The 24,805-nt window shown below is 70.1% G+C and carries 21 protein-coding genes; 10 read left to right on the top strand and 11 right to left on the bottom strand.

Annotated elements, in window-relative coordinates:
• Window positions 1-404 precede the first annotated feature (404 nt).
• From LJ657_RS08195 to LJ657_RS08225, 7 genes are all read left to right on the top strand, one after another.
• Complete coding sequence (locus tag LJ657_RS08195) at window positions 405-1,178, top strand: isoprenyl transferase (protein ID WP_232647720.1); 774 nt, start codon at window positions 405-407, stop codon at window positions 1,176-1,178.
• A gap of 310 nt (window positions 1,179-1,488) precedes the next feature.
• Complete coding sequence (gene phoH2, locus LJ657_RS08200; RefSeq protein WP_232647721.1) at window positions 1,489-2,814, top strand: RNA 5'-3' helicase PhoH2; 1,326 nt, start codon at window positions 1,489-1,491, stop codon at window positions 2,812-2,814.
• 428 nt (window positions 2,815-3,242) lie between these two features.
• Window positions 3,243-3,929 (top strand): aggregation-promoting factor C-terminal-like domain-containing protein, encoded by a 687-nt coding sequence (locus tag LJ657_RS08205; RefSeq protein ID WP_232647722.1) that lies wholly within the window; start codon window positions 3,243-3,245, stop codon window positions 3,927-3,929.
• Window positions 3,930-4,088: 159 nt separating this feature from the next.
• Window positions 4,089-5,417, top strand: coding sequence for an AI-2E family transporter (locus LJ657_RS08210; RefSeq protein ID WP_232647723.1), 1,329 nt, complete (start codon window positions 4,089-4,091; stop codon window positions 5,415-5,417).
• A 136-nt stretch (window positions 5,418-5,553) separates the two neighbouring features.
• Complete coding sequence (locus LJ657_RS08215) at window positions 5,554-6,366, top strand: MarR family transcriptional regulator (RefSeq protein WP_232647724.1); 813 nt, start codon at window positions 5,554-5,556, stop codon at window positions 6,364-6,366.
• A gap of 58 nt (window positions 6,367-6,424) precedes the next feature.
• Window positions 6,425-6,817: a roadblock/LC7 domain-containing protein gene (locus LJ657_RS08220; RefSeq protein ID WP_232647725.1), complete on the top strand. Its 393-nt coding sequence runs from the start codon at window positions 6,425-6,427 to the stop codon at window positions 6,815-6,817.
• A gap of 4 nt (window positions 6,818-6,821) precedes the next feature.
• Window positions 6,822-7,250, top strand: a complete 429-nt coding sequence (locus tag LJ657_RS08225) for a hypothetical protein (RefSeq protein ID WP_232647726.1) — start codon at window positions 6,822-6,824, stop codon at window positions 7,248-7,250.
• Between the two features lie 54 nt (window positions 7,251-7,304).
• Here LJ657_RS08225 and LJ657_RS08230 read toward each other — a convergent pair whose 3' ends face one another.
• From LJ657_RS08230 to LJ657_RS08250, 5 genes are all read right to left on the bottom strand, one after another.
• Complete coding sequence (locus LJ657_RS08230) at window positions 7,305-9,638, bottom strand: ABC transporter permease (RefSeq protein ID WP_232647727.1); 2,334 nt, start codon at window positions 9,636-9,638, stop codon at window positions 7,305-7,307.
• Window positions 9,635-10,321 (bottom strand): ABC transporter ATP-binding protein, encoded by a 687-nt coding sequence (locus tag LJ657_RS08235; protein WP_232647728.1) that lies wholly within the window; start codon window positions 10,319-10,321, stop codon window positions 9,635-9,637. The genes LJ657_RS08230 and LJ657_RS08235 overlap by 4 nt, the downstream gene beginning before the upstream one ends.
• Complete coding sequence (locus LJ657_RS08240; protein ID WP_232647729.1) at window positions 10,318-10,842, bottom strand: PadR family transcriptional regulator; 525 nt, start codon at window positions 10,840-10,842, stop codon at window positions 10,318-10,320. Before LJ657_RS08240 ends, LJ657_RS08235 begins: the two co-directional genes overlap by 4 nt.
• Before the next feature lie 302 nt (window positions 10,843-11,144).
• Complete coding sequence (locus tag LJ657_RS08245; protein WP_232647730.1) at window positions 11,145-11,402, bottom strand: type II toxin-antitoxin system antitoxin; 258 nt, start codon at window positions 11,400-11,402, stop codon at window positions 11,145-11,147.
• Complete coding sequence (locus tag LJ657_RS08250; RefSeq protein ID WP_232647731.1) at window positions 11,399-12,316, bottom strand: SPFH domain-containing protein; 918 nt, start codon at window positions 12,314-12,316, stop codon at window positions 11,399-11,401. Before LJ657_RS08250 ends, LJ657_RS08245 begins: the two co-directional genes overlap by 4 nt.
• A 274-nt stretch (window positions 12,317-12,590) precedes the next feature.
• Between LJ657_RS08250 and LJ657_RS08255 the strand changes: the two genes are divergently transcribed.
• Window positions 12,591-14,990 carry a transglycosylase domain-containing protein gene (locus tag LJ657_RS08255; protein ID WP_232647732.1) on the top strand — a complete coding sequence of 800 codons (2,400 nt, stop codon included), beginning with the start codon at window positions 12,591-12,593 and terminating at the stop codon, window positions 14,988-14,990.
• A gap of 57 nt (window positions 14,991-15,047) precedes the next feature.
• Here the strand turns inward: LJ657_RS08255 and LJ657_RS08260 are convergent, their stop codons facing one another.
• The 6 genes from LJ657_RS08260 to LJ657_RS08285 form a co-directional block, all read right to left on the bottom strand.
• Window positions 15,048-17,144, bottom strand: a complete 2,097-nt coding sequence (locus tag LJ657_RS08260) for a SpoIIE family protein phosphatase (protein ID WP_232647733.1) — start codon at window positions 17,142-17,144, stop codon at window positions 15,048-15,050.
• A gap of 310 nt (window positions 17,145-17,454) precedes the next feature.
• Window positions 17,455-18,156 (bottom strand): cytidylyl-2-hydroxypropylphosphonate hydrolase, encoded by a 702-nt coding sequence (fomD, locus tag LJ657_RS08265; protein WP_232647734.1) that lies wholly within the window; start codon window positions 18,154-18,156, stop codon window positions 17,455-17,457.
• Between the two features lie 72 nt (window positions 18,157-18,228).
• Window positions 18,229-19,614, bottom strand: a complete 1,386-nt coding sequence (locus tag LJ657_RS08270; RefSeq protein WP_232647735.1) for a class II fumarate hydratase — start codon at window positions 19,612-19,614, stop codon at window positions 18,229-18,231.
• 79 nt (window positions 19,615-19,693) lie between these two features.
• On the bottom strand, window positions 19,694-20,494 hold the full coding sequence (locus LJ657_RS08275; protein ID WP_232647736.1) for a helix-turn-helix domain-containing protein: 801 nt from the start codon (window positions 20,492-20,494) through the stop codon (window positions 19,694-19,696).
• 233 nt (window positions 20,495-20,727) lie between these two features.
• Entirely contained in the window at window positions 20,728-21,276 is a 549-nt protein-coding gene (locus LJ657_RS08280; RefSeq protein WP_232647737.1) for an SH3 domain-containing protein, read from the bottom strand.
• Between the two features lie 353 nt (window positions 21,277-21,629).
• A complete protein-coding gene (locus LJ657_RS08285; protein ID WP_232647738.1) occupies window positions 21,630-23,297 on the bottom strand; it encodes a fumarate hydratase in 1,668 nt (555 codons plus the stop codon).
• 180 nt (window positions 23,298-23,477) lie between these two features.
• On the opposite strand from LJ657_RS08285, the gene LJ657_RS08290 reads away from it, so the two are divergent.
• Both LJ657_RS08290 and LJ657_RS08295 read left to right on the top strand, forming a co-directional pair.
• The gene (locus LJ657_RS08290; RefSeq protein ID WP_232647739.1) at window positions 23,478-24,191 is read left to right on the top strand and encodes a DUF1707 SHOCT-like domain-containing protein; all 714 of its coding nucleotides are present in this window, start codon (window positions 23,478-23,480) and stop codon (window positions 24,189-24,191) included.
• A gap of 174 nt (window positions 24,192-24,365) precedes the next feature.
• On the top strand, window positions 24,366-24,743 hold the full coding sequence (locus LJ657_RS08295) for a WhiB family transcriptional regulator (protein WP_232647740.1): 378 nt from the start codon (window positions 24,366-24,368) through the stop codon (window positions 24,741-24,743).
• Window positions 24,744-24,805 lie beyond the last annotated feature (62 nt).

The raw sequence follows: 24,805 nt of genomic DNA on the forward strand, positions 1-24,805 counted from the left end.
TGCGGGGGCAACTCGCCGAGTGGGGCCCAAGGTGTGGCAAAACCGCCGGATCACTCCGCTATCCACCCGATTTCCCTGGGAATCGGCTGTGATCCGGCCATGAGTCGGCCATGAAAGTGCCTCTCCGTGGGCATCGGCGCGTCGCCGTTCGAATTCGGAGAGTAGTTGTGGCACGCCGATGCACCCAGCGGCACTTACAAAGGGTTATGGTGGAAACCCCCCCTCGGGCCGGTCCGTCTCCCCCCCACGGACCGGCCCGTTTTCTGTGCGCCCAACCGCCCCTTGGGGGAGCCGTGGCGGAGCCGGGGGTAGGCTTCGCGTCCGGGGACCGCCATACGGACAGGATCGCCCTCCACACTCCTGGGCCGCGCCTGTCCGATCCGTACGGAGGGGCTGACAATCACGTGAACCTGCGCGACAAGCTGCGCGGCCTGCTGGTCAGGCTGTACGCACGCCGGGTGGAAGGCCACCTGGACCACGCTCAGGTGCCCAAGCACATCGGCGTCATCATGGACGGCAACCGACGCTGGGCGAAGGCCGCGGGCTCCTCCACCGTGCACGGCCACCGAGCCGGTGCCGAGAAGATCGAGGAGTTCCTCGGCTGGTGCAGCGAGACGGACGTCGAGGTCGTCACCCTCTGGCTGCTCTCGACGGACAACTTCGACCGGCCCCAGGACGAGCTCGGCCCGCTCCTCGGCATCATCGAGGACGTCGTGAGGACCCTCGCCGGCGACGGCCGCTGGCGGGTGCACCACGTCGGCACCCCCGACCTGCTCCCGCCGCAGATGCAGACCACCCTGAAGGAGGCCGAGGAGGCCACCGCGGGCATCGACGGAATACTGGTCAACGTCGCCATCGGGTACGGCGGTCGCCAGGAGATCGCCGACGCGGTGCGCTCGATGCTCCTCGACGCCCAGGACAAGGGCACCTCGATGGAGGACCTCGCCGAGGCCGTCGACGTCGACATGATCGGCCGCCACCTCTACACCGGCGCCCAGCCCGACCCCGACCTGGTGATCCGTACCAGCGGTGAGCAGAGGTTGTCCGGATTCATGCTCTGGCAGACCGCGCACTCCGAGTACTACTTCTGTGAGGTCTTCTGGCCGGCCTTCCGCAAGGTCGACTTCCTGCGCGCCCTGCGTGACTACGCGGCGCGCCACCGGCGTTACGGCGGCTGACGGGCGTCGGGACCATGCGCTTGGGGCGCACGTAACAAGGAGTTCACCAGGGCGCCGTCATACGCGTCGGCATGGCACCGCGTGTTCGAGGGCATAAGCCAGTCAGGTCGATGCCCGAACCACGGGTGTCGGATCTCAGCGGGCGGCACGGGGCCGTCCGCCCGGGAGGCCCTTTGCACCAGCCCGACCGTGCGGTTCCAGCACGGAAGAACAGGCGGAGGGCCGGTTTTCGGCCCGTGCATCGTGGCCGTCGACCGGTCCAGCTCCACTCCGTCGCTCCCCGACCTCATCCGAGGGGGTACGTCCTTCCGTGGTGACCAGCACAAAGCGCCACAAGCCAGACCGGCGCACCTATGTTCTCGACACCAGCGTTCTGCTGGCCGACCCGAGCGCCCTGACCCGTTTCGAGGAGCACGAAGTGGTGCTCCCGATCGTCGTGGTCACGGAACTGGAGGCCAAGCGGCACCATCCCGAACTCGGCTACTTCGCCCGGCAGGCGCTGCGCCTGCTGGACGACTTCCGGGTCCGGCACGGTCGCCTCGACGCCCCCATCCCGATCGGCGAACTCGGCGGCACCGTCCGTGTCGAGCTCAATCACTCGGACCCCAGCGTGCTGCCCAGCGGCTACCGCCTGGGGGACAACGACTCCCGTATCCTCGCGGTCGCCCGCAATCTGCAGGCCGAGGGGTTCGACGTCACCGTCGTGTCGAAGGACCTGCCGCTCAGGATCAAGGCCTCGTCCGTCGGTCTCCTCGCCGAGGAGTACCGCGCGGAACTCGCCATCACGGACTCCTCCGGCTGGACCGGAATGTCCGAACTGACCCTGTCCGGCGAGCAGGTGGACATCCTCTTCGAGGAAGGGCATGTGTACGCGCCCGAAGCGTCCGACCTGCCCGTGCACACGGGGCTGACCATCCAGTCGGAGCGCGGCAAGGCGCTCGGCCGGGTCACCGCCGAGGGCAACATCCGCCTCGTCCGCGGCGACCGGGAGGCCTTCGGCATCAAGGGGAGGAGCGCGGAGCAGCGGATCGCGCTCGATCTGCTCCTCGACCCGGACGTCGGGATCCTGTCCATGGGCGGCCGGGCCGGCACCGGCAAGTCGGCGCTGGCGCTGTGCGCGGGCCTGGAGGCGGTGCTGGAGCGGCGCCAGCACCAGAAGGTGATGGTCTTCCGGCCGCTGTACGCGGTCGGCGGGCAGGAACTCGGCTATCTGCCCGGCTCCGAGGCCGAGAAGATGAGCCCCTGGGCGCAGGCGGTCTTCGACACGCTGTCCGCGGTCACCAGCCGCGAGGTCATCGAGGAGGTCACCGCGCGCGGGATGCTGGAGGTCCTGCCGCTCACCCACATCCGCGGGCGCTCGCTGCACGACGCGTTCGTGATCGTGGACGAGGCGCAGTCACTGGAACGGAATGTACTGCTGACCGTTCTGTCCCGAATCGGCGCCAATTCACGGGTGGTTCTCACCCATGACGTGGCACAGAGGGACAACCTGCGCGTCGGTCGCTACGACGGTGTCGTCGCCGTGGTCGAGAAGCTGAAGGGGCATCCGCTCTTCGCGCATGTGACGCTGACCAGGTCCGAGAGGTCCCAGATCGCGGCGCTTGTGACCGAAATGCTGGAAGACGGACAGATCTGAGGCAGACCGCCAAGTCTGAGGCAATTGGGGCCGCACAGAGGCCAGTTGGCGCCGTTCCGCAAAGGCCGTGAGCCTAGCGGGGCGGCGCCTTCGCGTGTTGCTGTTTCTCAAAATCCCTGGGGTCAAACGGGATGTGAGCTTTCACACGCAACTCGGAATTGCCACCCGGCGTCCAGGTGCGGCAGAGTCTCACTCCTGTCAGGCCCCGCATACGACACATCTGTACCCCCAGCGGTACGGCACCACAGAAGCACCACCCCTAACTCCACAGCGTCGTCGTATGCCGCCCGAGCACCATGCGGCGCTCCCTCGCGGGAGTTGCCCACCGGGTCAGCGCCTCCCGTGACCCCGTAGTTGGGAGGCCAGAGCCAGGGGCAAGATTGCGTCCGCCAGGGTCACCGAAGCGGGCGATGCTGGAAGGAAACCGTGTGAGCCGGATTTCGGTCCGGGGATTCGCAGTGGCCTCGGCCACCGCGGTCACCGCCGTCGGAAGCGTTGTCGGAGTTGCCTCGGGCAGCACCGCCGTGCCCAACGACGCCGAGGCGACGGCAAGCGACGCGACGCTCCTGGCGGACATACCCGCGGGCCAGCAGGCCCACGTCCAGACCGCCTCCCTGACGCAGCAGGCCGACGCCCAGGCGATCCAGGCCGACGCGAGCGCCAAGAAGGACGCCGAGGAGGCCGCCCGCAAGGCTGCCGCCGACACCGCCATCGCCAAGAAGGCAGCGGCGGAAAAGGCAGCCAAGGAGGCCAAGGAGCGCGCCGACGCCAAGGAGAAGGCCAGCCGCAGCAGCGCCGGTGACTTCCCGATCCAGAGCTCGTACTCCACCGCCGAGATCCAGGCGATGGCCCGGCAGATGGTGCCGAGCGGCCAGTTCCAGTGCTTCAGCTACATCGTGGACCACGAGTCCAGCTGGAACTACCACGCGGTCAACGCCTCTTCCGGCGCCTACGGCCTCTTCCAGGCGCTGCCCGCCTCGAAGTACTCCTCGGCGGGCTCCGACTGGCAGACCAACCCGGCCACGCAGATCAAGTGGGGCCTGAACTACATGAACAGCCGCTACGGCAGCCCGTGCGAGGCGCAGTCGTTCTGGGCCGCGAACCACTGGTACTAGGCCCGGCGCGGAGCCGCCGAGACCCACGGTCTCGCCTCTCAACCTTGTGCAGCCCCTCCCCGTCATAGGGGGAGGGGCTGTTGCCCTGTACGGTCGATGCGACGACTCCAGGGGGGAGTGGTGTGGAACACCCGGGGACGCGGGGGAAGAGGACGGATCATGTCGCGAGTGCCAGGGTGGCTCGGCCGTATCGGCGCCGGCCTGACCGAGGTGAGTGAACGGTTGGACGAGCGCCGCGCCGAGGTGGAACGCGAGACCGCCGGGGACGACGCGCCGGGTCCGTCCCGCAAGAACACCGCGAACCCTCCGCCGCCCCCGGACCACACGGCCGAATTGCCGCCGCCCCCGCCCGCCGTCCGCCCGGACCCGGCGCAGGCCGTGCCGTGGAGCGTGCGCGTCGCCGCCGAGGCCGGCTGGCGGCTGCTGGTGCTCGCGGGCACGGTCTGGGTGCTGATGCGGATCATCAGCGCCGTACAGCTCGTCGTCTTCGCCTTCGTCGTCGCCCTGCTCATCACCGCGCTGCTGCAGCCGACGGTGGCCCGCCTCAAGGGCTATGGCGTGCCGCGCGGCCCCGCCACGGCCCTCACCGCGATCCTCGGCTTCGTCGTCCTGGGACTGATCGGCTGGTTCGTGACCTGGCAGATCATGGAGAACATCGACAACCTCTCCAACCAGATCCAGAACGGCATCGACGACCTGCGCAACTGGCTGCTGAAGAGCCCCTTCCACGTCACCGACAAGCAGATCAACCAGATCGCCAAGAACCTGCGCGAGGCGGTCGGCGCGAACACCGACCAGATCACGTCCTTCGGACTGGAAGGCGTCCAGGTCGTCGTCGAGGCACTCACCGGCATCCTGCTGACCTTCTTCTCGACCCTCTTCCTCCTCTACGACGGCCGGCGCATCTGGGAGTGGACGCTGAAGCTGGTCCCGGCGGCGGCCCGCCCCGGTGTCGCGGGCGCGGGCCCGCGGGCCTGGCGCACGCTGACCGCCTATGTGCGCGGCACGGTGCTGGTGGCCCTGATCGACGCCATCTTCATCGGCCTGGGCATCTACTTCCTCAACGTCCCCATGGCCGTCCCGCTGGCCGTCTTCATCTTCCTGTTCTCCTTCATCCCGCTCGTCGGCGCGGTGGCCTCCGGCGCGCTGGCGGTCGTCGTCGCGCTGGTCACCCAGGGCGTGTTCACGGCGGTGATGACGCTCCTCGTGGTCCTCGCGGTCCAGCAGATCGAGGGCCACATCCTGCAGCCGTTCATCCTCGGCCGCGCGGTCCGCGTCCACCCCCTCGCGGTGGTCCTGTCGGTCGCCGCGGGCGGGATGGTGGCCGGGATCGGCGGCGCGGTGGTCGCCGTACCGCTGGTGGCGGTGTCGAACACGGTCGTCGGTTATCTGCGTTCCTACGCCCATCCGGCCCGTCCGGCGTCCGAGGACGCGGTCGTTCAGGCCGAAGGGGGTCCTGAGGGCGCGGCCCCCAGCGACAGCCCCTGAAACAAGCGCACCGCTCGATCAAATGCGCACCGAACAAAGCGATTTGAACGATCCCGGGGCTCAACTTCCGTCACCTGGGAACAGGTCGGAAATCTGCGTCCGGAATATGCGTTCGGACTGATACACCTTCCGCGTGATGTCGGGCTACGACCTGCTGACGCGGGCCCTCGCCGCCTGCGGGCGTGACGGGTGGACCGGTGTCCTGCGTGTGTCCGGGGCGCCCGGCGGCGCCCTGCACCTCAGGGACGGGCTCGTCGTGGCCGCCGAGTCGCCCGGCGCGCCGGGGCCCGAGACGCTGCTGCTGCGGTCCGGGCGGGTGAACGGTGAACAGTGGGCCGGGCTGGTCCGGGAGGCCGGGGGCGCGCGCTGGCCCGCTGCCGGGCTGATCGCCCACGGGTACGCCGGTGCCGCCCAGCTCACCGTGGTGTGCGTGATGGCGCTGCAGGACGCGGCGTTCGCCATCGTCGCGGGCCGCGTCGACGGCTGCGAGCGCGCCGTGGACGGCGCCGAACCGCCCGCTCCGGTCGCCGTGGGCGAGCCGCCCGCCCGGCTCCTGGAGGACGCGGCCCGCAAACTCGCCGCCCTCGCGGCCCTGCCCCGCCCCGTCCACCCCGACCGTGAACGGCCCGTCCCCGCCCGGCGGTCCGACGGCCCGCTCACCGCGCTGCAACGGGCGCTGCTCGACCACGCCGACGGCCGCCGTACAGCCCGTGACCTCGCCTTCCGTGCCGGGCGTGGCGTCTACACCGTCACCGTCGAGGTGGCGCGCATGCTCGCCGAGGGGCTCCTGGAGTGCCCCGCCGTACTCACGCCGATCCCGGTCCGGACAGCTCCCGACGGGATCCGCCACCGCACCCCGCCACCCCCGCCGCAGCCGCAGACACCCGTCGACCTGCCCCGCCGCAGACCTGGCGGCTTCTTCCGCCTGCGGAACGGAACCCCGAAATGAGCCGGCCCAGCAGCCGCTCAGTACCGCAAATACCAAGAGAAATAGGGGAGTTGATCATATGGATCGCGAAGCTCTGGCGCTCGAAATGCGCGGCCTGCGGGAGCAGGTGACCGGAATCACCGACACCGCGGTCGCGGCGGCGGACGGATTGCTGATCGCGGCCGACACCGCCGACTCCATCGACCCCGAAGGTCTCGCCGCCCTCGCCGCGGCCGGACTCGGCCTCGCCCGCCGCACCGCCCAGGCGACCGCCCGCGGCACTTTGCGCCAGACCGTGACGTACGGCAGCCACGGCTGCGCCGCCTTCTACGCGGTCGGCGACACCGCCCTGATGGTGGTGCTGGGCGACGAGGGCATGGACGTGGACCGCCTGCACCGGGCGAGCGGGCCCGCCCTGGACCGCATCGGTTCGATCCTCACGCACCAGAACAAGACAGCTGAAGGAGTCTGAAGGGATGGCGACGAAGCGTATGACCCCAGGTTTCTCCGACCAGGTGATGGGCCTGGTCAAGTCCCTCCGCACCGATGCCCCCGACTGTGTCGCCTCGGGCGTCGTCGACATGTCCACCGGCATGCTGCTCTCGTACGAGACCGTCGACAACCACCCGCCCGAGGTCCTGGACCTGCTGGCCGGCGCGACCCTCGACCTGTTCCAGGGACGCACGGTCGCGATGATCGAGGACGTCTTCAAGGAGCGCCGCGGGATCCAGAGCGACAACCACTTCTTCCAGGAGATCCTGGTCAACAGCGACAACCTCACGCATCTGTTCGTGCGCATGAACGAGCAGCAGGACGTCGTCGCCGTCGTCGTCTGCCGCAAGTCGGTCAACGTGGGCATGCTGTTCGCGCAGGTACGGCGGGTGGTGCGGGAGTACGGCCTGTGAACGGACAGGGCCCCTCCCCGCAACGGGGAGGGGCCCTGGGCCCGCTTGTTCCCGCTACTCGGTGCGCAGCCCGTCCGGGCGCATCAGCCGCAGCAGCGGGGGCAGGCTGAGCAGGGTCACAGCGAGGACGACTGCCGCGCCGATCCCCGTCATCGACAGCACGCTCGCCCAGTCCACGGTCACCGTCTCGCCGGTCATCCGCAGCAGCACCGCGCCCAGCGTCAGCCCGACCGCGGACGCCAGCAGCAGGCCCAGCGCGATCGGGATCGCCGTCTGCCACAGCACCGACAGGCTCAGCGTGCGGCGCCGGGTACCGAAGGCGACCAGCGAGGACAGCAGCTTCTTGCGCTCGCGCAGCTGCTCCAGCTGGGAGACCAGCAGGCTCGCGCCGATCAGCAGCAGCACGCAGGTCGCGCCGACGAACAGACCGTTGCGGATGGACCGGAACTGCAGCGACTGCTCGCTGCTCGCCAGCGTGTACACGTCCGCCAGCGGGTCCAGCCGTGCGGCGGTGTTGCGCGCGTAGTCGTACGCGTCCCGCACCGACTCGTCCATCGAGAGGTACACCTGCTGGCGCAGACCGGCCGCCGCGGCCTCGGGCAGCGCGCCCGGCGTGAAGAGCAGGCCGCTGCGCGCGTAGCCGGTGGGATCCTGGTGCTGTCCCGCCGTCCTCATGCCCGAGGGCACCTTCCACGCCACCGGGTGGCTCGTCGTCCCGCTGTAGGCCGGGTCGAAGTACAGGGTGCCGCCCGGCTTGGTGGCCTTCTTCGTGTCGCTGTCGTACTCGCCGCCGAGGATCCGGAAGACGTCGCCGTCCCGGCAGGACGTCAGGCGCGACACCTCGCGCAGCTCGGCGCAGCTGCCGACGGCGACCTCCAGCGTGGTGTTGGGATCCTTCGCCCGGTCTCCGACGGAGCCCTGCGAAAAGGCCGACGCATGGCGTACCCCCTTGGTCCGGGCGAGCTGCCGGCCGACTTCGCTCAGCGGGACGTCGCCGCGCACCATGACCTGCAGCTGAGCCCGGTTCAGGTCGTTGCCGGTCCGCTTGGTGTAGTCGTGTTCGACCCCGGCGAACAGCATCTGCAGGGCGATCGCCCCGGCCACCGCGACGGCGATGCCGTTGACCATGCGGGCTGCCGAGCCACTGCTCAACTGCAGCCTGCGGACTGCCAGTTGCCAGGAGACCGAGCCGGAGTTCAGCCGGGCCACCACGGCCTCGACGACCCACGGCAGCAGCGCGGTCACGCCGATCAGCAGCAGCACGGTGCCACCGATCACCATCCACTGGTTGAACTGCCCGTTGTGGTTGCCCTGGCCCGTCATCGGGTACAGCAGCGCGAGACCGCCCAGCGGCAGCAGCAGCCGCCACCACAGGCGCCGCCGCGGCGGTTTCGCCGTACGGACCACGCCGAGCGGTTCGATGACGACCCCGCGCAGCGCGAACAGCGTCACCAGGACGGCCGCGGTCGGCACGGCGACCGCGACGAGGGCGACCAGCGCGGGCGCGGGGTTGAGGTCGCTCGGGAACACGCTGATGTCCCGTACGTCCAGCAGGGCCGCCAGCTGACGCCCCACCAGGAAGAAGACGGTGCCGAGGACGAGGCCGAGCAGGGCCCCGGCCAGGGCCTCGCCGCCCGCGATCCGGCGGGCCATCCCCCCGTCCGCGCCGACCAGCCTGAGTGCCGCGAGCCTGCGGTCCCGGCGCTCGCCGCCGAAGCGCACGGCCGCGGCGATGAACACACCGACCGGCAGCAGCAGCACCACGAAGATGATCAGGATGAGCAGGATGAGGATCGGATCCAGCTGGTTCTGCTGGTGCCCGGGTGAGGGGCCGAAGTAGTTGATGCGCTCGACGCGTCCGTTTTCGAGATGATCCCCGAGTCCCGTCGCGCCCGCGTAGTAGGAGAGCTCGGTGGGCCCGATCAGCCCGGAGTTCCCGATGGTGCCGGTGATCCGGTACGGGATGCGTTCACGCAGCAGCTTGCCGGAGCCGGACTCGAGCAGCTTCTTCAGTGCCGGCGAGGCCACCATCTCGCCCTTCGCCGGGAACGTCGCCACGCCCGGCGGTATGGGCGCCCGCGCGCCCTCGCGCTCCAGGAGCCGGCCGCGCACGTCCTTGCTGCGGAACGTCGTGTCGGCGGAGGCGATGACGAGCGTGTTGTCCGCCTTACGCAGCGTCTTCTGGCTGTACGTGAAGTCGTCCCGGGCAGTCGAGCGCTCGTCGCGCCGGTGCAGCGCGCTCGGAACCGCCGTGGTGAGCAGCAGCAGCGCCACCCCGAGCCCGACGCCGACGGCCGTCAGCAGGGCCCGGACCCATCCCTCGCGTCCGCCGGTGAAGGCGAACCGAACCCCCATGGCCAGATCGTCGGCCCACTGCCGCATCTTCATACGATGCGCTCCATGTCCCGGGACTTGCCGTCGCGTACGACGATCTCGCGGTCGGAGTAGGCGGCGACCCGGGCCTCGTGCGTGACGAGTACGACGGCGGCGTTGGTGGAGCGGGCCGCCTCGGTGAGCAGATCCATCACGCGCTCGCCGTTCAGGGAGTCGAGCGCGCCGGTGGGCTCGTCGGCGAAGAGCACCCGGGGGCTGGTGACCAGGGCTCGGGCCACGGCGACGCGCTGCCCTTGCCCGCCGGAGACCTCGCCGGGCCGCTTCTTCGCGAGGTCGTCGACCTCCAGCCGTTCCATCCACGTCAGCGCGGTCCGCTCGGCCTGCTTGCGGGAGGTGCCGTTCAGTCTCAGCGGCAGGGCGACGTTCTCGACGCAGGTCAGCTCGGGTACGAGCTGGCCGAACTGGAACACGAAGCCGAACTCGGAGCGCCTGAGCGCACTGCGTTCGGCATCGCTCATGGTCGCCATCTCGCGGCCGGCGTACAGGATCGACCCGGAGTCGGGCGTCACGATCCCGGCGAGGCAGTGCAGCAGCGTCGACTTGCCGGAGCCGGAGGGGCCCATCACGGCGACGACCTCGCCGGGGTGGATGGAGAAGTCGGCGCCGTCGAGCGCGGTGGTCGGCCCGTACGCCTTGTGCAGTTCGTCGGCGACGAGCAGGGAACCTGCGGGAGTCACTTGGCCACCGCCTCCGCGAGTTTGTCGAGGCGTGCGGTGGTGAGCTCCAGCCAGCGCAGGTCGGCTTCGAGGTGGAACAGGGCGTGGTCGCAGATGAGCTGGTCGGCCAGGTCACCCTTGCGCTTGCGGTCGGTGAGGATCCGCATCATCCGCAGGTGCTCGGAGCGCTGCGTGTCGAGGATGTCGGCCGCGTTGCGGTGGGTGAGCAGGGCGAGGACGACCTTGGTGTACAGCGTGGACTGCAGATACGGCTCGGGCGCTTCCGGCGTCGCGAGCCAGCGCTCCACGTCGGTGATCCCGGCGTCGGTGATGGCGTACCGCTTGCGCTCGGGCCCGCCGCCCGCCTCGATGCCGTCGACCTCGACGAGCCCGTTCTTCAGCAGGCGGGACATCGTCGAGTAGACCTGGCCGTAGTGCAGCGGCCGGTCGTGACCGAACTTCTCGTCGAAGGCCCGCTTCAGGTCGTAGCCGTGGCGGGGCCCTGACTCCAGGAGCCCTAGAAGGGTGTGACCGATGGACATGTCCACGACTCTACACATGGTGTATACGCCTTGTGTATACGCCTGGTGTTCAGATCATGGCGGAGCGCACAGCTGGGGCACAGCTGCGCAGGTGGGGGCCGATTGTCATGGTTCGGTAACGACTTCGGGAAGCGGCCCGGTCCGGCCCTCCCGAGGTACACGGACAAGGCTGCCTCAGTCGCATCCAGCCTGTCTGGCGTGCTGGGACAAGGCCGCCTCAATCGCATCCAGGCCGTCCGGCGTACACGGGCAAGGCCGCCTCAGTCACATCCAGCCCGTCCGGCGTTTGAGGACGAGGCCGTTCAGGCCGATGGGGGTCTGGGGGCGGAGCCCCCGGGCGGCCGTCCACGACGGGGAATCGGCTTCGCCTCCCCCGGCAACCTCCCCGCCTCCGCGAGAGCACGCCGCAGCAAGAACTCGATCTGCGCGTTCGCAGAACGCAGTTCGTCACCGGCCCAACGGGCAAGCGCCTCGTACACCGAAGGATCCAACCGCAGCAGCACCTGCTTGCGCTGCTGCGGCCGGCGCCCGGGCGAAGCACCCTCGGAGGGGTCCGTCACTGGTAGAGGGTCCCGGTGTTGAGCACGGGCTGCGGCGCGCGGTCCCCGCACAGCACCACCATCAGGTTGGACACCATCGCCGCCTTCCGCTCCTCGTCCAGTTCCACGATGCCCTGCTCGGCGATCCGGGCCAGCGCCGCCTCGACCATCCCCACCGCTCCGTCCACGATCTGCCGCCGGGCCGCGACGACCGCCCCGGCCTGCTGCCGCTGAAGCATCGCCGAGGCGATCTCGGGAGCGTACGCGAGATGCGTGAAGCGCGACTCGATGATCTGCACACCGGCCGCCTCCACGCGCGCGTGCAGTTCGGCGGCGAGCTTCTCGGTGATTTCCTCCGCGTTGCCACGCAGTGAGAGCCCGCCCTCGTCGTGGGCGTCGTACGGGTACTCGATGGCGATGTGCCGCACGGCCGCCTCGGTCTGTGTGGCGACGAACTCCAGGTAGTTGTCCACCTCGAAGGTGGCCTGCGCGGTGTCCCGCACCTTCCACACCACGACCGCGGCCAGCTCGATCGGATTGCCGTAGGCGTCGTTGACCTTGAGGACGGCGGTCTCGTGGTTGCGTACGCGCGTGGAGATCTTCGTGCGCGAGGTGAAGGGGTTCACCCAGCGCAGGCCGTCCTGCCGGATCGTCCCCCGGTAGCGCCCGAAGAGCTGGACGACCCGCGCCTCGCCCGGCGCCACGGTGTTGAGTCCGCGCAGCGAGATCAGCGCGGCGACGAGGACGACGGCACCGCCGGCCGCGAAGGCGGGATTTGCCTGCGCAGCCGCGAACAGAACGCCGGCGACCAGGAGTCCGAGCAAACCGAGCAGGAGCGCGAGCGCGCCGCCGATGCTGTGCGCGGTGAACTCCCGGACGCGGGGCGCGGGCATCTCCGGTATGTCGGCGTCGGGAGTGTTGTCGTGTATCGGCATGGGTGGTCCCCCGTTGTCGTGGTGCGGTTCGGTCGTAGTGCCCTCAAGCGAAAGCACGTACTTATCCAAGTGATATCACTTTACCCCGCCGGGGCAACCCTGAACCCCTGTCGGCCGTCGGTTCCATCGGGGCGGGTGCTGATTGTCACGTCCGCAAAAGAGCGGATCCACCGACCTTTGTCACATCTCCCGGTGTTAGCTTTCTGAGCTGACCTGTGCTGTGAACCTGTGTGGCAGATGAGCACACATGAACGAAGCGGAGCGGAACGGACCCATGGGACGAGCGGAAGAGAGACGAGCGCGACAGCGTGGTGGCCGCCGCGCGGCGCCCCCCACACGCTCGTCCGGGACGGAGTCGTCAGAGGCCGAGCCCACCGTCATAGGCGGCCGGGCCGCGGCTCGCCGGGCGGCCCAGGGCAAGAGCAAGGGCAAGGCGGGCAAGGACGGCAGGAGCTTCATACGCCGGCTGTTCACCTGGAAGAAGATCGTCGGGACCTTCTTCGCGTTCTGCCTGCTCGGCATGGGTGCCTTCGTCGCGCTGTACATGATGATCAAGGTCCCCGAAGCCGGCAACGGCGACGCGACGCTGCAGAGCAACGTCTACAAGTACAGCGACGGCTCGCTGCTGACGCGCGACGGCCAGAAGAACCGCGAGATCGTCGACCTGTCCAAGGTCCCCAAGCCCGTCCAGCACACCTTCGTCGCCGCCGAGAACAAGACCTTCTACCAGGACAACGGCGTCGACCTCCGGGGCACCGCCCGAGGCATCTTCAACACGCTCTCCGGCAAGGGCGCGCAGGGCGGTTCGACGATCACCCAGCAGTACGTCAAGAACTACTACCTGACGCAGAACCAGACCGTCTCGCGCAAGCTGAAGGAACTGGTCATCTCGCTGAAGCTGGACCGGACGAAGTCCAAGGACTACATCCTCGCCGGCTACATCAACACCAGCTACTACGGCCGCGGCGCGTACGGCATCCAGGCCGCCGCGCAGGCCTACTACCACGTCGACGCCCAGAAGCTCGACGTCCAGCAGGGCGCCTACCTTGCCGCGCTCCTCCAGGCACCGAACCAGTACGACTGGGCGATCGCGACCCCCACCGGCAAGAAGCTGGTGCAGGCCCGCTGGAACTACGTCCTCGACAACATGGTGGAGAAGGGCTGGCTGGACAAGACCAAGCGTGAGGCCATGACGTTCCCGACGCCCAAGGCGCCCAAGGCGGCGCCGGGCATGGGCGGCCAGACCGGCTACCTGGTGGACGCGGCCAACAACCAGCTGGCGAAGCGGCTGGTGACGCAGGGCACGGCCGACAACATCAATGACGCCCTGAACATGGTCAAGGCCGGTGGCTGGACCATCACGCTCAACATCGACAAGAAGAAGCAGACGGCGCTGGAGCAGGCCGCCAAGTCACAGCTGACCAGCAAGCTCGACCCGAAGAAGCGCTCGGTCGACGCGGAGGTACAGGCCGGTGCCGCCTCCGTGAACCCGAAGACGGGCGCGGTCGTCGCGATGTACGGCGGGCAGGACTACTACAAGCACTACCGCAACAACGCGACCCGCACGGACTACCAGCCCGCGTCGACGTTCAAGCCGGTCATCCTCGCCGCCGCCCTGGACGAGGCCGCCCAGACACAGAGCGGCCAGGCCATCGGCGCGAACACGATCTACGACGGCACCAGCAAGCGCCAGGTCGTGGACAGCAACGGCAACAAGGTCGGCTTCGCCCCCGAGAACGAGGACGACCGGAGCTACGGCCCCATCACCGTCCAGACGGCGATGAACCAGTCCGTGAACTCCGTCTTCGCGCAGATGGGCGTCGACGTCGGCATGAGCAAGGTGCTCAAGGTCGCGAGCCAGCTCGGCATGGACACCGCCAACCTCAGGGCGGTGCCCGCGCAGACCCTCGGCACCATGGGCGCGAGCCCGCTGCAGATGGCCGGTGTCTACGCGACCCTCGACAACCACGGCAAGCAGGTCACCCCGAGCATCATCAAGTCCGTGGAGAACAGCAGGCATTCGGTCACTCTGCCGAACCCGATCGGCAACCAGGTCATCAGCCCCGAGGCGGCAGACACGGTCACCTCGGTGCTGACGGGCGTGGTCGACGACGGTACGGCCAAGATCTCGGTGCAGCAGAACGCCAACCGCGACGGGCGCAAGGTCGCCGGCAAAACGGGTACGTCGGACGAGAACCGTTCCGCCTGGTTCAGCGGTTTCACGCCCGACCTGGTCACCTCGGTGGGCCTGTTCGGCGAGTCCAAGAGCGGCGCTCAGGTCTCGATGTACCACGCGGGCGGACTGCCCCGCGTCAACGGTGGCACCTTCCCTGCGCAGATCTGGGCGGCGTACACCTTCGGCGTCTCGGCCACGGGCCTCAAGTTCGACCTCAACACGACCCAGGGCGCCGCGGTCCAGCCGACCTGGACGCCGTCGCCCACGTCGTCGCCGAGCCGGACGCCCAGTCAGACACCGACGACCAAGAGGCCGACCCAGACGCCGACGCAGACCCCCACGCAGACGCCGACGCAGACGCCGACGCAGACGCCGACGCAGACCCCCACGCAGACGCCGACGCAGACGCCGACGCAGACGCCGACGCAGACCCCCACGCAGACGCCGACGCAGACTCCGACGAAGCCGACGGACCCGCTCAACCCGAACGGTCAGTAGCAGCGGACGAAAGCGAAGGGCGCCCGGTGACAACCGGGCGCCCTTCGCGTGCCGCGCTCAGCTCTGGTTCAGTTCGAACCAGACCACCTTCCCGGTGCTCAGCCGCGTCGCCCCCCACCGCCGCGCCAGCTTGTTCACCAGGTACAGCCCACGACCGCCCTCGTCCGTCGCCCGCGCCTGCCGCAGCCGCGGCAACTGCGGTACGTCGTCGCCGACCTCGCAGCGCAGCACGTCCGTCCGCAGCAGCCGCAGAGTCACCGGCCTGGACGCGTACCGCACGGCGTTGGTGACGACCTCGCTGACGAGGAGCTCCACGGAGTCGCTGAGGTCCTCCATGCCCCAGCGGGACAGGGCGCGCCGGGCCAGCCGGCGGGCCCGGCCCGGTGCCGCGTCCTCGGGCTCCAGGAACCAGTACGCCACATCGCTCGGCGCGATCCCGTCGAAGCGGGCGGCGAGCAGCGCGATGTCGTCGTCACGGTCGCCCGGGCCGAGCATGTCGAGCACCTCGTCGCAGAGCGCCTCCAGCGGCGGCGGATGGTCCGGGCCGGTCAGCTGGGCGGTCGCGGCGAGCTTCTCGCGCAGCTGCTCTATGCCGGTCCACACGTCGCGCAGCCGGGACTCGACCAGCCCGTCGGTGTAGAGGAGCAGGGTCGCTCCGGCGGGGGCGTCCAGCTCCACGGCCTCGAAGTCGACGCCGCCCACGCCGATCGGCGCCCCCGGCGGCACCCGCAGCACCTCGGCGCGGCCGCCCAGATGCAGCAGGACCGGCGGCGGATGGCCGGCGTTGGCGATGGTGATGCGGTGCGAGACGGGGTCGTAGACGGCGTAGAGGCACGTCGCCATGCGGTCGGTGCCGAGGCGCTGGGCCTGTTCGTCGAGGTGGTGCAGGACCTCCTGCGGGGGCAGGTCGAGGCCGGCCAGGGTCTGGGCCGTGGTGCGCAGCTGGCCCATGATGGCGGCGGACGTCATGGAGTGGCCCATCACGTCGCCCACCACCAGCGCGACCCGGCTGCCGGGCAGCGGGATGGCGTCGTACCAGTCGCCGCCCACCCGCGCGGTCTCGGCGGCGGGCAGATAGCGGGACGCCAGCCGTACGCCGGTGGGCCGCGGGAGCGTCTCCGGCAGCATGGTGCGCTGCAGCTCGTCGGCGATGTACGCCTCGCGGCCGTACAGCACCGCCTTGTCGATGCCGAGGGCGCTGTGCGTGGCGAGCTGGGCGGCGACCAGGAGGTCGTCGGCCTCGAAGGCCATGCGCTCCGGGCGGCGCAGGAACAGCGCGGCGCCGATCACGCGGCGGCGGCCGCGCAGCGGGGCGAGGATCGCGCGCTGTCCGCCGGGTACGACGAACTCGCCGCCGTCGCCGAGGAGTTCGGGCAGGGCGGCGCGGGCGGCGGGCGCGTCCGTGAAGACCGGGCGGACCCCGCGCAGCACCTCGGCGAGCGCGCTGCCCGGCCGTACCTCGCACAGTTCGGCGCCGACCGCGTCGAGCCCCGTCATCTCCGGCGGCTCCGGCTGCAGGGCGGGCGAGAAGCCGCCCTCGGTGTCCCGCTCCGCGGGGATCCGGTCGGTGCGCCGCAGACGCAGCACGAGCGGGCCGGTGGGCCGCTCGTCGCCGACGGGCAGCGGGTCGCGCAGATAGACCAGGATCGCGTCGGAGAAGGTCGGCACGGTGGCCCGGCACAGGCCCATGACGATCTCGTCGAGGTCGATGCCGCGGGCGATCCGCCGGGTCGCGGCGCCGACGAACCGCAGCCGGTCGCCGTCCCGCCGCATCGGCGTGGGCTGCCCGGGCGCCGTCATTCCCTGCCCGGTACGGCGCTCCTGGCTGCCGGTCCCCTGCGACCGGTCCTGCTCGCCGCCGGGCTGGTCCGGGATGGTCTCGGGCACGGGGCGGGGGCGGTGCGTGCCGGGTTCCACTGCTTCTCCGGCGGCGGGCTGCGAGTGCTCGGGGCCGGTGCTGTCGGAGGGCGGCGAGGCCGGCTCCTTTCCCTTGCCGCACGGCGTGGCCGTACCCGGCGTCGACGGTGTCTCCCCGGAGCGTGCCTGTACGGGTAAACCGGTCCCGGGGGAAGAGGGCACCGGCGTCTGGGTGTGCAGGAGCGCCCCGCGGGGGTCCGCCGGGTCGGCGCCCGGCTGCGGGCGCTCGAAGGACATGGGGTGCTCCGTCACGCGTGTCGAATCCGTCCGTCCGGGGCTGCGCATCTCGAGCGCAGTTCGTCCCGCAGGAATCCCGATACCCGGAATACGTGTCCCCGGAACGGAATTCCCGCGTGGTCAGAGGCTGTTGTCGTGCCACCGCACAAGCCGCTCCGGCTCGTTGTGGTGTTGCCCTCGTACCCCTCGCTCACGTCCTGCCGCCCCTCGGTGACGATCGGTCAAGCCCAGCGCATGCTCCGGCAGTTGTTACCGCGCGCCCTTGCGGAGGACGATCCTACGGTTGTGGACCGGGGGCGCATCAAGAGTCTCACGTGGACACATGCGCGGGCGTACGGTCCCAGTCCTCCGGCAAAGACGGTACAGCCCAGGACGGATCCGGGCGCCAGTGCTGCCAGCCGTCGCTGAAGGGCGGGCCCCAGGCGCGGATCACCTCCACCGCGGACCGCCCCGCCCTGCGCACCTGTTCGGCGGCCGGGGCGTCCATCAGGCCGTCCTGCTGGGCCTGTGCGAACTCGTCCTCGTCCCGCCAGTGCCAACTGCGGTCCGGATGTACGGAGATGTCGAGGAAGTGGTCCTCGGAGTCGACCCCGCCCTCCCAGCGCACCAGCGGCGACTCAAGATTCACGTACCAGTTCTTGAACTGCCAGCCAGGCTCCCAGAACAGCCACACCGACCAGGGTTCCCCGGGCCGCGCCAGCTTCAGCACGCCCGTGCCGAACCAGTGGTCGAGCTGGACGGTACGGGGCTTGGTGTAGCGGGACCGGAGGGGCTCGACGTGCACCGGGGTGCCGTCGGCGAGGACGGGCCGCACGCACTCGGTGCCGGGTGCCAGCCAGACGGCGAGCAGTTCGTCGTCGTCCCGGACGACGGTGACCGGGCGGGCGATGTGGAAGCGCTCTCCGGCGTTCTCCCGGTAGCGCCACAGGACCTGGGTCCCGGGGGTCCAGAACCCCGCCCGCGCCGCCGGAACCGCGTCCGCTTCCGCTCTCATCGCTCCACCCTCTGCCATGCACAGATATTAGGTGCCCCGGGCATACGACGCTGCGGTGCGCGTCACGGTTCGCGACGGTGCGGCAAATGGTTACGGACGCGTCATCCGCAGGACATCCAGGGCCTCGTCGAGCTGCTCCACCGTGAGGTCGCCGCGCTCCACGTACCCGCTCTCCAGGACGACTTGACGGATCGTCCTCCGCTCGGCCAGTGCCTTCTTGGCGACCTTGGCGGCCTCCTCGTAGCCGATGTACTTGTTGAGGGGAGTGACCACGGAGGGTGAGGACTCGGCGTACTCGCGCGCCCGCTCCCGGTTCGCGGTGATCCCGTCCACGGTCCGGTCGGCGAGCAGCCGCGAGACGTTGGCGAGCAGCCGGACCGACTCCAGGACGTTCCTGGCGATGACCGGCAGCATCACGTTCAGCTCGAAGTTGCCGGCGGCTCCGGCGGTGGCGACGGTGGCGTCGTTGCCCACGACCTGGGCGGCGACCATCAGCACGGCCTCCGGGATGACCGGGTTGACCTTGCCGGGCATGATCGACGAACCGGGCTGGAGGTCGGGCAGGGCGATCTCGGCGAGGCCGGTCCGCGGCCCGGAGGCCATCCACCGCAGATCGTTGGCGATCTTGGTCAGTCCGACGGCCACGGTCCGCAGCTGACCGCTCGTCTCGACGATCCCGTCCCGTGCGCCCTGTGCCTCGAAGTGGTTGCGCGCCTCGGTGAGCGGGAGGCCGGTGACACGGGCGACCTCCTCGATGACGGCGGCGGAGAAGCCGGGCGGCGTGTTGATGCCGGTGCCGACGGCCGTCCCTCCGAGGGGCAGCTCGGCGAGCCGGGGGAGCGCGGCGTACAGCCGCTCGACGCCGTAGCGGATCTGGGCCGCGTACCCGCCGAACTCCTGCCCCAGGGTCACCGGCGTGGCGTCCATCAGATGCGTCCGCCCGGACTTCACGACGTCGGCGAACTCCCCGGACTTGCGGGTGAGGGCGTCGGCGAGGTGCTCCAGGGCGGGGATCAGGTCGCGGGTGACGGCGGCGGTGGCGGCGATGTGGATGGAGGAGGGGAAGACGTCGTTGGACGACTGGGAGGCGTTCACATGGTCGTTGGGGTGTACGTCCCTGCCCAGCCGCTCGGTCGCGAGGGTGGCGATGACCTCGTTGGTGTTCATGTTCGACGAGGTGCCGGAACCGGTCTGGAAGACGTCGATCGGGAAGTGCTCGTCCCAGTCCCCCCGGGCGACCTCCGCGGCCGCCTCCTGGATCGCCTCGGCGATGTCCTTGTCGAGCACCCCCAGCCGCGCGTTCACCTTCGCCGCGGCGCCCTTGATCCGGGCCAGGGCCTCGATGTGGGCGCGCTCGATGCGCTGGCCGGAGATCGGGAAGTTCTCGACGGCACGCTGCGTCTGGGCCCGCCACTTGGCGTCGGCGGGGACACGGACCTCGCCCATGGAGTCGTGCTCGATGCGGTAGTCGCTCATGTCCGTATAGCGATCGGAGGGGCGGGGATGTTCCGGACCTTGGGCCGGCCGGGGGCGGCGACGCGGACGGCTGCGTCGGTCACCGGCCCGGAATGCCGAACCGGCCGGTGCACACGGGCTTTTCGGCGACCTCCGCGCAGGCCTGTGTCCCGCGCGGGTCCGACGCGGCCAGCATCGGGCTGCTGTATCCGTCCGACTTGTCGCCCGGGTACTCCGCGGTCAGCTCGTCCTGGCCCGACCTGATCGAGATCTCCCGCGCGCCGCCCGTCCGGGTGCGCAGCTCGGACCAGACCGTGGCGCACGACGGCGAGAACCGCAGCAGCACCACCTCGGCGGCCCTGGCGACCCTGCTCTCGGTGCGTGCGTCCCGGCCGCAGGTCTCGGAGGTGGGGAGTTCCCCCTGGCAGTCGCTGCCGTGGCAGGAGGCGGCCGTCCTGGGCGCCGCGGCGTGGCCGGGGTCCAGGACGTCCGCGGCGGCCGCGGTGACCGCCACGGTGGCGGCCATGGTGGCGAGGGCGACGACGGCGCGGCTCGGCCGGGGGATGCGGCGGCGCCGTACGGCGACGGGCGGCACGGGCGGGACCGGCTGCCGCCTTGCGACGGTCGCCCCGTCGGCCTGCGCGCGTGCGGCGGAGTCCCAGAGGGCGAGCAGCGGACCGGGATCGGCGTCGGCGAGCCGGCCGAGCGCCACGACCGCCGCCCGGGGCGGGAACTGATCGCCGTTCAGATAGCGGTGCCAGGTCGACTTGCTGAACGGGGTGACGCCTGCCAGTGCCGCCAGGCTGAGCCCCGTCCGCTGTCTGAGGGCACGCAGCCGCTCCGTCAGGAGCCGCTCTTCGTCCTGCGACGCGTCGGGCAGCGGCTGCCTCTTGACCGTCACGTGGCTCTCCATCTCGCTCCCTCGCCATGCCGGGGTGACCGCCCTGATGTTTTCCCGGCGGCGGGGCCCGGCCATACCGCGATCACCGGAATATGAAGGGGAGTTGACCGAGTTGACCTGCGATTACGCCGATCGGGGGTGTGATCGGCGGATTACCGGACGGCGCCTCCCGGCGGGCTCTTGAGGCCTGCCGGGAGGCACCGGGGATCACGACCGGTGCGGTCGAGGGGCAGTCAGCACCAGCGGACGGTGCTGAGGTTGTGCACGTAGCGGGCGGCGACGTAGCCCCTGTGGTGGGTGAGCCGGTACCAGCGGTGGTTGCCGCGCACACCGGAACCCCGCACCTTGCAGGTGATGGCCACACTGGAACCGACCGACCGTGAGCCGACGACGCGGTAGCCGGTGCCCGGACCGGAGCGGACGTTCAGCGGCAGGCGGTGGGTGGCGACGTGACCCCAGGTGTGGTTCCTGACGATGTGCCGGATGCCGTGGATGTGCCGGATGTGCCGGATGTGCCGGATGTGCCGGATCTGGCGGTGGTGGCGGGCTGCGCGGCCCTTCGCGTGGTGGCGGCCGTGGTGGCAGTTCGGCGACTTCGGCCTGGCGGGCAGCGTGGACGGCGCGGGGGCCGGCTGCCACGCCGGCACGGAGATCTGCGGGGGAGTGGAGTTCAGGGCGTGGGCCTGCGCGGCCGGCCCGGCGGAGGCGACGGCCGCCACCGGGAAGACGGCGACGACCGCGAACGCGGCCACAAGGCCGTTGCGCAGTGTGCGTCGGATCATGGGTTGTCCCTCCGAGATGACCTGCGGATCACGGGCTGTGATCCAGTCAGCACGGAGCGTTTCCGGCGAAGTTCACAAAGATGCCGTCCCGCTCGTTCCTGGGACGAACTGGGACGGCAGCCAGGCGTTCGGCGACGCCGTACGGCCATGTCGACGGTGTCCCGGGACGGTGTCTTTCAGCCCGTCCGGCGTTCGTTGTCTTTCAGCCCGTCCGGCGTTCGTTGTCTTTCAGCCCGTCCGGTGTTCGAGGACGAGGCCGTGCAGGCCGATGGGGGTCCGGGGCGCAGCTCCTGGAGGACGGGACGGGAAGGGTGCGGCGGGGGCGGGATCCATCCCCGCCGCACCCACAGGCACTACGCCAGCCCGGGACCCCGTACCGGAATGGACGTGAACGTCGGCGCCGGCGCCGGGTCCTGGAAGAAGTCGTTGCCCTTGTCGTCCACCACGATGAACGCCGGGAAGTCCTCGACCTCGATCTTCCAGACCGCCTCCATGCCGAGCTCCTCGTACTCGACGACCTCGACCTTCTTGATGCAGTCCTGGGCGAGGCGGGCGGCGGGGCCGCCGATCGACCCGAGGTAGAAGCCGCCGTGCGCGTCGCACGCGTCCGTGACCTGCTTGCTGCGGTTGCCCTTGGCGAGCATGACCTTGGAGCCCCCGGCAGCCTGGAACTGCTCGACGTAGGAGTCCATGCGCCCGGCCGTGGTCGGGCCGAACGAGCCGGAGGCGTACCCCTCGGGGGTCTTCGCCGGGCCCGCGTAGTACACCGGGTGGTCCTTCAGGTACTGGGGCATCTCCTCGCCCGCGTCCAGTCGCTCCTTGATCTTGGCGTGCGCGATGTCACGGGCCACGACCAGCGGACCGGTGAGGGAGAGGCGGGTCTTGACCGGGTGCTTGGTCAGCTCGGCGAGGATCGACTCCATCGGCTGGTTGAGGTCGATCTTCACGACGTCCGAGGACTCGTCGAGGTGCTCGTCGGTCGTCTCCGGCAGGAAGCGCGCCGGGTCGGTCTCCAGCTGCTCCAGGAAGACGCCCTCGGCGGTGATCTTCGCGACGGCCTGACGGTCGGCCGAACAGGACACGGCGATGGCGACGGGGCACGAGGCACCGTGCCGCGGCAGCCGCACCACCCGCACGTCGTGGCAGAAGTACTTGCCGCCGAACTGCGCGCCGATCCCGATCTTCTGCGTCAGCTCGAAGACCTTCTCCTCCAGCTCCTTGTCCCGGAACCCGTGACCGAGCTCGGAGCCCTCGGCGGGGATCTCGTCCAGGTAGTGCGCGGAGGCGTACTTGGCGGTCTTCAGCGCGTACTCGGCGGACGTGCCGCCCACGACGATCGCCAGGTGGTACGGCGGGCACGCGGCCGTGCCCAGCGAACGGATCTTCTCCTCCAGGAACTTCATCATGGAGGCCTCGTTCAGGACGGCCTTCGTCTCCTGGTAGAGGAAGGACTTGTTGGCGGAGCCGCCGCCCTTCGCCATGAACAGGAACTTGTACGCGCCGCCGTCGGTGGCGTACAGCTCGATCTGCGCCGGCAGGTTGGAGCCGGTGTTCTTCTCGTCCCACATGGTGAGCGGCGCCATCTGCGAGTAGCGCAGGTTGAGGTTGAGGTAGGCGTCGTAGATGCCGCGGGACAGCGCGGACTCGTCGCCGCCCTCGGTCAGCACGTTCTGCCCGCGCTTGCCCATGACGATCGCCGTGCCGGTGTCCTGGCACATGGGAAGCACACCCGCGGCCGCGATGTTCGCGTTCTTCAGCAGGTCCAGCGCCACGAACTTGTCGTTGCCGGACGCCTCGGGGTCGTCGATGATCCGACGCAGCTGGGCGAGGTGGGCGGGCCGCAGATAGTGCTGGATGTCGTGGATGGCCTCGGCCGCCAGCTTGCGCAGCGCCTCCGGCTCCACCTTGAGGAACGTCCGCCCGTCGGCCTCGAAGGTGGAGACACCTTCGGAGGTCACCAGCCGGTACGGGGTGGTGTCCTCTCCCATGGGGAGCAGATCGGTGTACGCGAACTCAGGCATCTCAGCCCATTCCTCACTCGACAGACGGCGGCCCGCCGTCATTGGCGGGCGCTCACCAGCGTAGAACCTGCCGCTGACACCGGGCTTGTGAGGTAGGGCTCAGTTCGAGAACCGTATGGGTTTTCCACAGGCCTCGATGAGGGGTAGTCGCGATCTATCGCGTTTCGGTACGCTGCTGTCGTGGACCTTCAGAAGAGCGACCGACACCAGGACACGGCACCGCGGGCCTCCGAACTGCGCGCTTCGGACGCCGACCGTGACCGCATCGCCGACCTCCTGCGCGACGCCCTCGCCGAGGGGCGCCTGACCTCCGACGAGCACGCCGAGCGCGTCGAGGGCGTGCTCGCCGCCAAGACGGTCGGCGAACTGGAGGTCTTCATACGGGACCTGCCCGCGGCCCATCAGCACCGCGCGGCCCCCGCCTTCGCCGCCGCCCCGAACCGCCCCACGGTGGGCGCCATCCCCGCCGATCCGGACGACAACGTGGTGGCGGTCTTCAGCAGCGCCGTCCGCAAGGGCCGCTGGCGCGCCGGACGCCGTATCCATGCGTACGCGATCTTCGGCAGCGTGGAGATAGATCTCAGCGAGGCCCTCTTCGAGTACCAGCAGGTCGCGATCAAGACGTTCTCGTTCTGCGGCAGCGTCGAGGTCCGCGTCCCGGAGAACGTGTCGCTGCGCGGCACCGGCGGCGGTGTGCTCGGCAGCTTCGAGGTGGACAACCTCGACTCGACCGAACCGAACGCCCCGGTCGTCTACGTCGACGGCTGGGCCGTGCTGGGCAGCGTCGAGGCGCGGCCGAAGCGGGGCAGGCTCGTCGCGGACATTCTGGACCGCGTTCATCACAAGGTTCAGCACAAGGTCGACAAGGGTTTGCGCAAACATCTGGATCGTTGACGGTTGCGAATCCGGCGGCGCCCGAAGGGAATTGGTCCACCCGTGGTCGTGCTCCCGGGGCGCTCGCGAGCACGCGAAATCCAGCGGTTCGGAACTCAGTGCATAGGCTCGCGCACAGCGGGTAGGCCTTGCTGCATCGTCGCTCGCTCGCGAAGCCGTCGTCAGGAGTAGACCGTGCTGCAACCGCCGCATTCGTCCCTGCAGGTAGCTGCCGTTCCGGCCCAGCGGGTGCCAGTGCGGGACAGGGACCAAGACGCTCCATGGCACACCGAGGCGGTGTGCCGGCGCGACGAGGCCGGCCTGTTCTTCGCACCCTCCAAGGAACCCACCGCCGCCCGGCTCTCCCGCGAGGAGGCGGCCAAGCGCGTCTGCGCCCGCTGCCCCGTCATGGTCGAGTGCCGCGAGCACGCGCTGCTGCAACCGGAGCCCTACGGCGTCTGGGGCGGCCTCACCGCCGCCGAACGCCGTGTGGTCCTGGCCAGGCGCCGCCGCCGCGACATGGAACTCCAGAAGACGGCACGCGCCCAGGGCCGCATAGCGGCAGCGGGCTGACGCCCCCACCCGCACGCGCCGATGGGGCGCCCCCACCGCACCGGGGGCGCCCCATCGCTGCT

The sequence above is a fragment of the Streptomyces guryensis genome (assembly GCF_021261325.1).
Lineage (GTDB): Bacteria > Actinomycetota > Actinomycetes > Streptomycetales > Streptomycetaceae > Streptomyces > Streptomyces guryensis.

Excerpts from the sequence above, each read along its gene's own strand:
- LJ657_RS08280 (WP_232647737.1), bottom strand. The coding sequence starts at position 21,276 with ATGATCCGACGCACACTGCGCAACGGCCTTGTGGCCGCGTTCGCGGTC.
- LJ657_RS08220 (WP_232647725.1), top strand. The coding sequence starts at position 6,425 with ATGGATCGCGAAGCTCTGGCGCTCGAAATGCGCGGCCTGCGGGAGCAG.
- fomD (WP_232647734.1), bottom strand. The coding sequence starts at position 18,156 with ATGGCAGAGGGTGGAGCGATGAGAGCGGAAGCGGACGCGGTTCCGGCG.
- LJ657_RS08225 (WP_232647726.1), top strand. The coding sequence starts at position 6,822 with ATGGCGACGAAGCGTATGACCCCAGGTTTCTCCGACCAGGTGATGGGC.
- LJ657_RS08270 (WP_232647735.1), bottom strand. The coding sequence starts at position 19,614 with ATGAGCGACTACCGCATCGAGCACGACTCCATGGGCGAGGTCCGTGTC.
- LJ657_RS08285 (WP_232647738.1), bottom strand. The coding sequence starts at position 23,297 with ATGCCTGAGTTCGCGTACACCGATCTGCTCCCCATGGGAGAGGACACC.
- LJ657_RS08210 (WP_232647723.1), top strand. The coding sequence starts at position 4,089 with ATGTCGCGAGTGCCAGGGTGGCTCGGCCGTATCGGCGCCGGCCTGACC.
- LJ657_RS08255 (WP_232647732.1), top strand. The coding sequence starts at position 12,591 with ATGGGACGAGCGGAAGAGAGACGAGCGCGACAGCGTGGTGGCCGCCGC.
- LJ657_RS08250 (WP_232647731.1), bottom strand. The coding sequence starts at position 12,316 with ATGCCGATACACGACAACACTCCCGACGCCGACATACCGGAGATGCCC.
- LJ657_RS08240 (WP_232647729.1), bottom strand. The coding sequence starts at position 10,842 with ATGTCCATCGGTCACACCCTTCTAGGGCTCCTGGAGTCAGGGCCCCGC.
- LJ657_RS08230 (WP_232647727.1), bottom strand. The coding sequence starts at position 9,638 with ATGAAGATGCGGCAGTGGGCCGACGATCTGGCCATGGGGGTTCGGTTC.
- LJ657_RS08260 (WP_232647733.1), bottom strand. The coding sequence starts at position 17,144 with ATGTCCTTCGAGCGCCCGCAGCCGGGCGCCGACCCGGCGGACCCCCGC.
- LJ657_RS08215 (WP_232647724.1), top strand. The coding sequence starts at position 5,554 with ATGTCGGGCTACGACCTGCTGACGCGGGCCCTCGCCGCCTGCGGGCGT.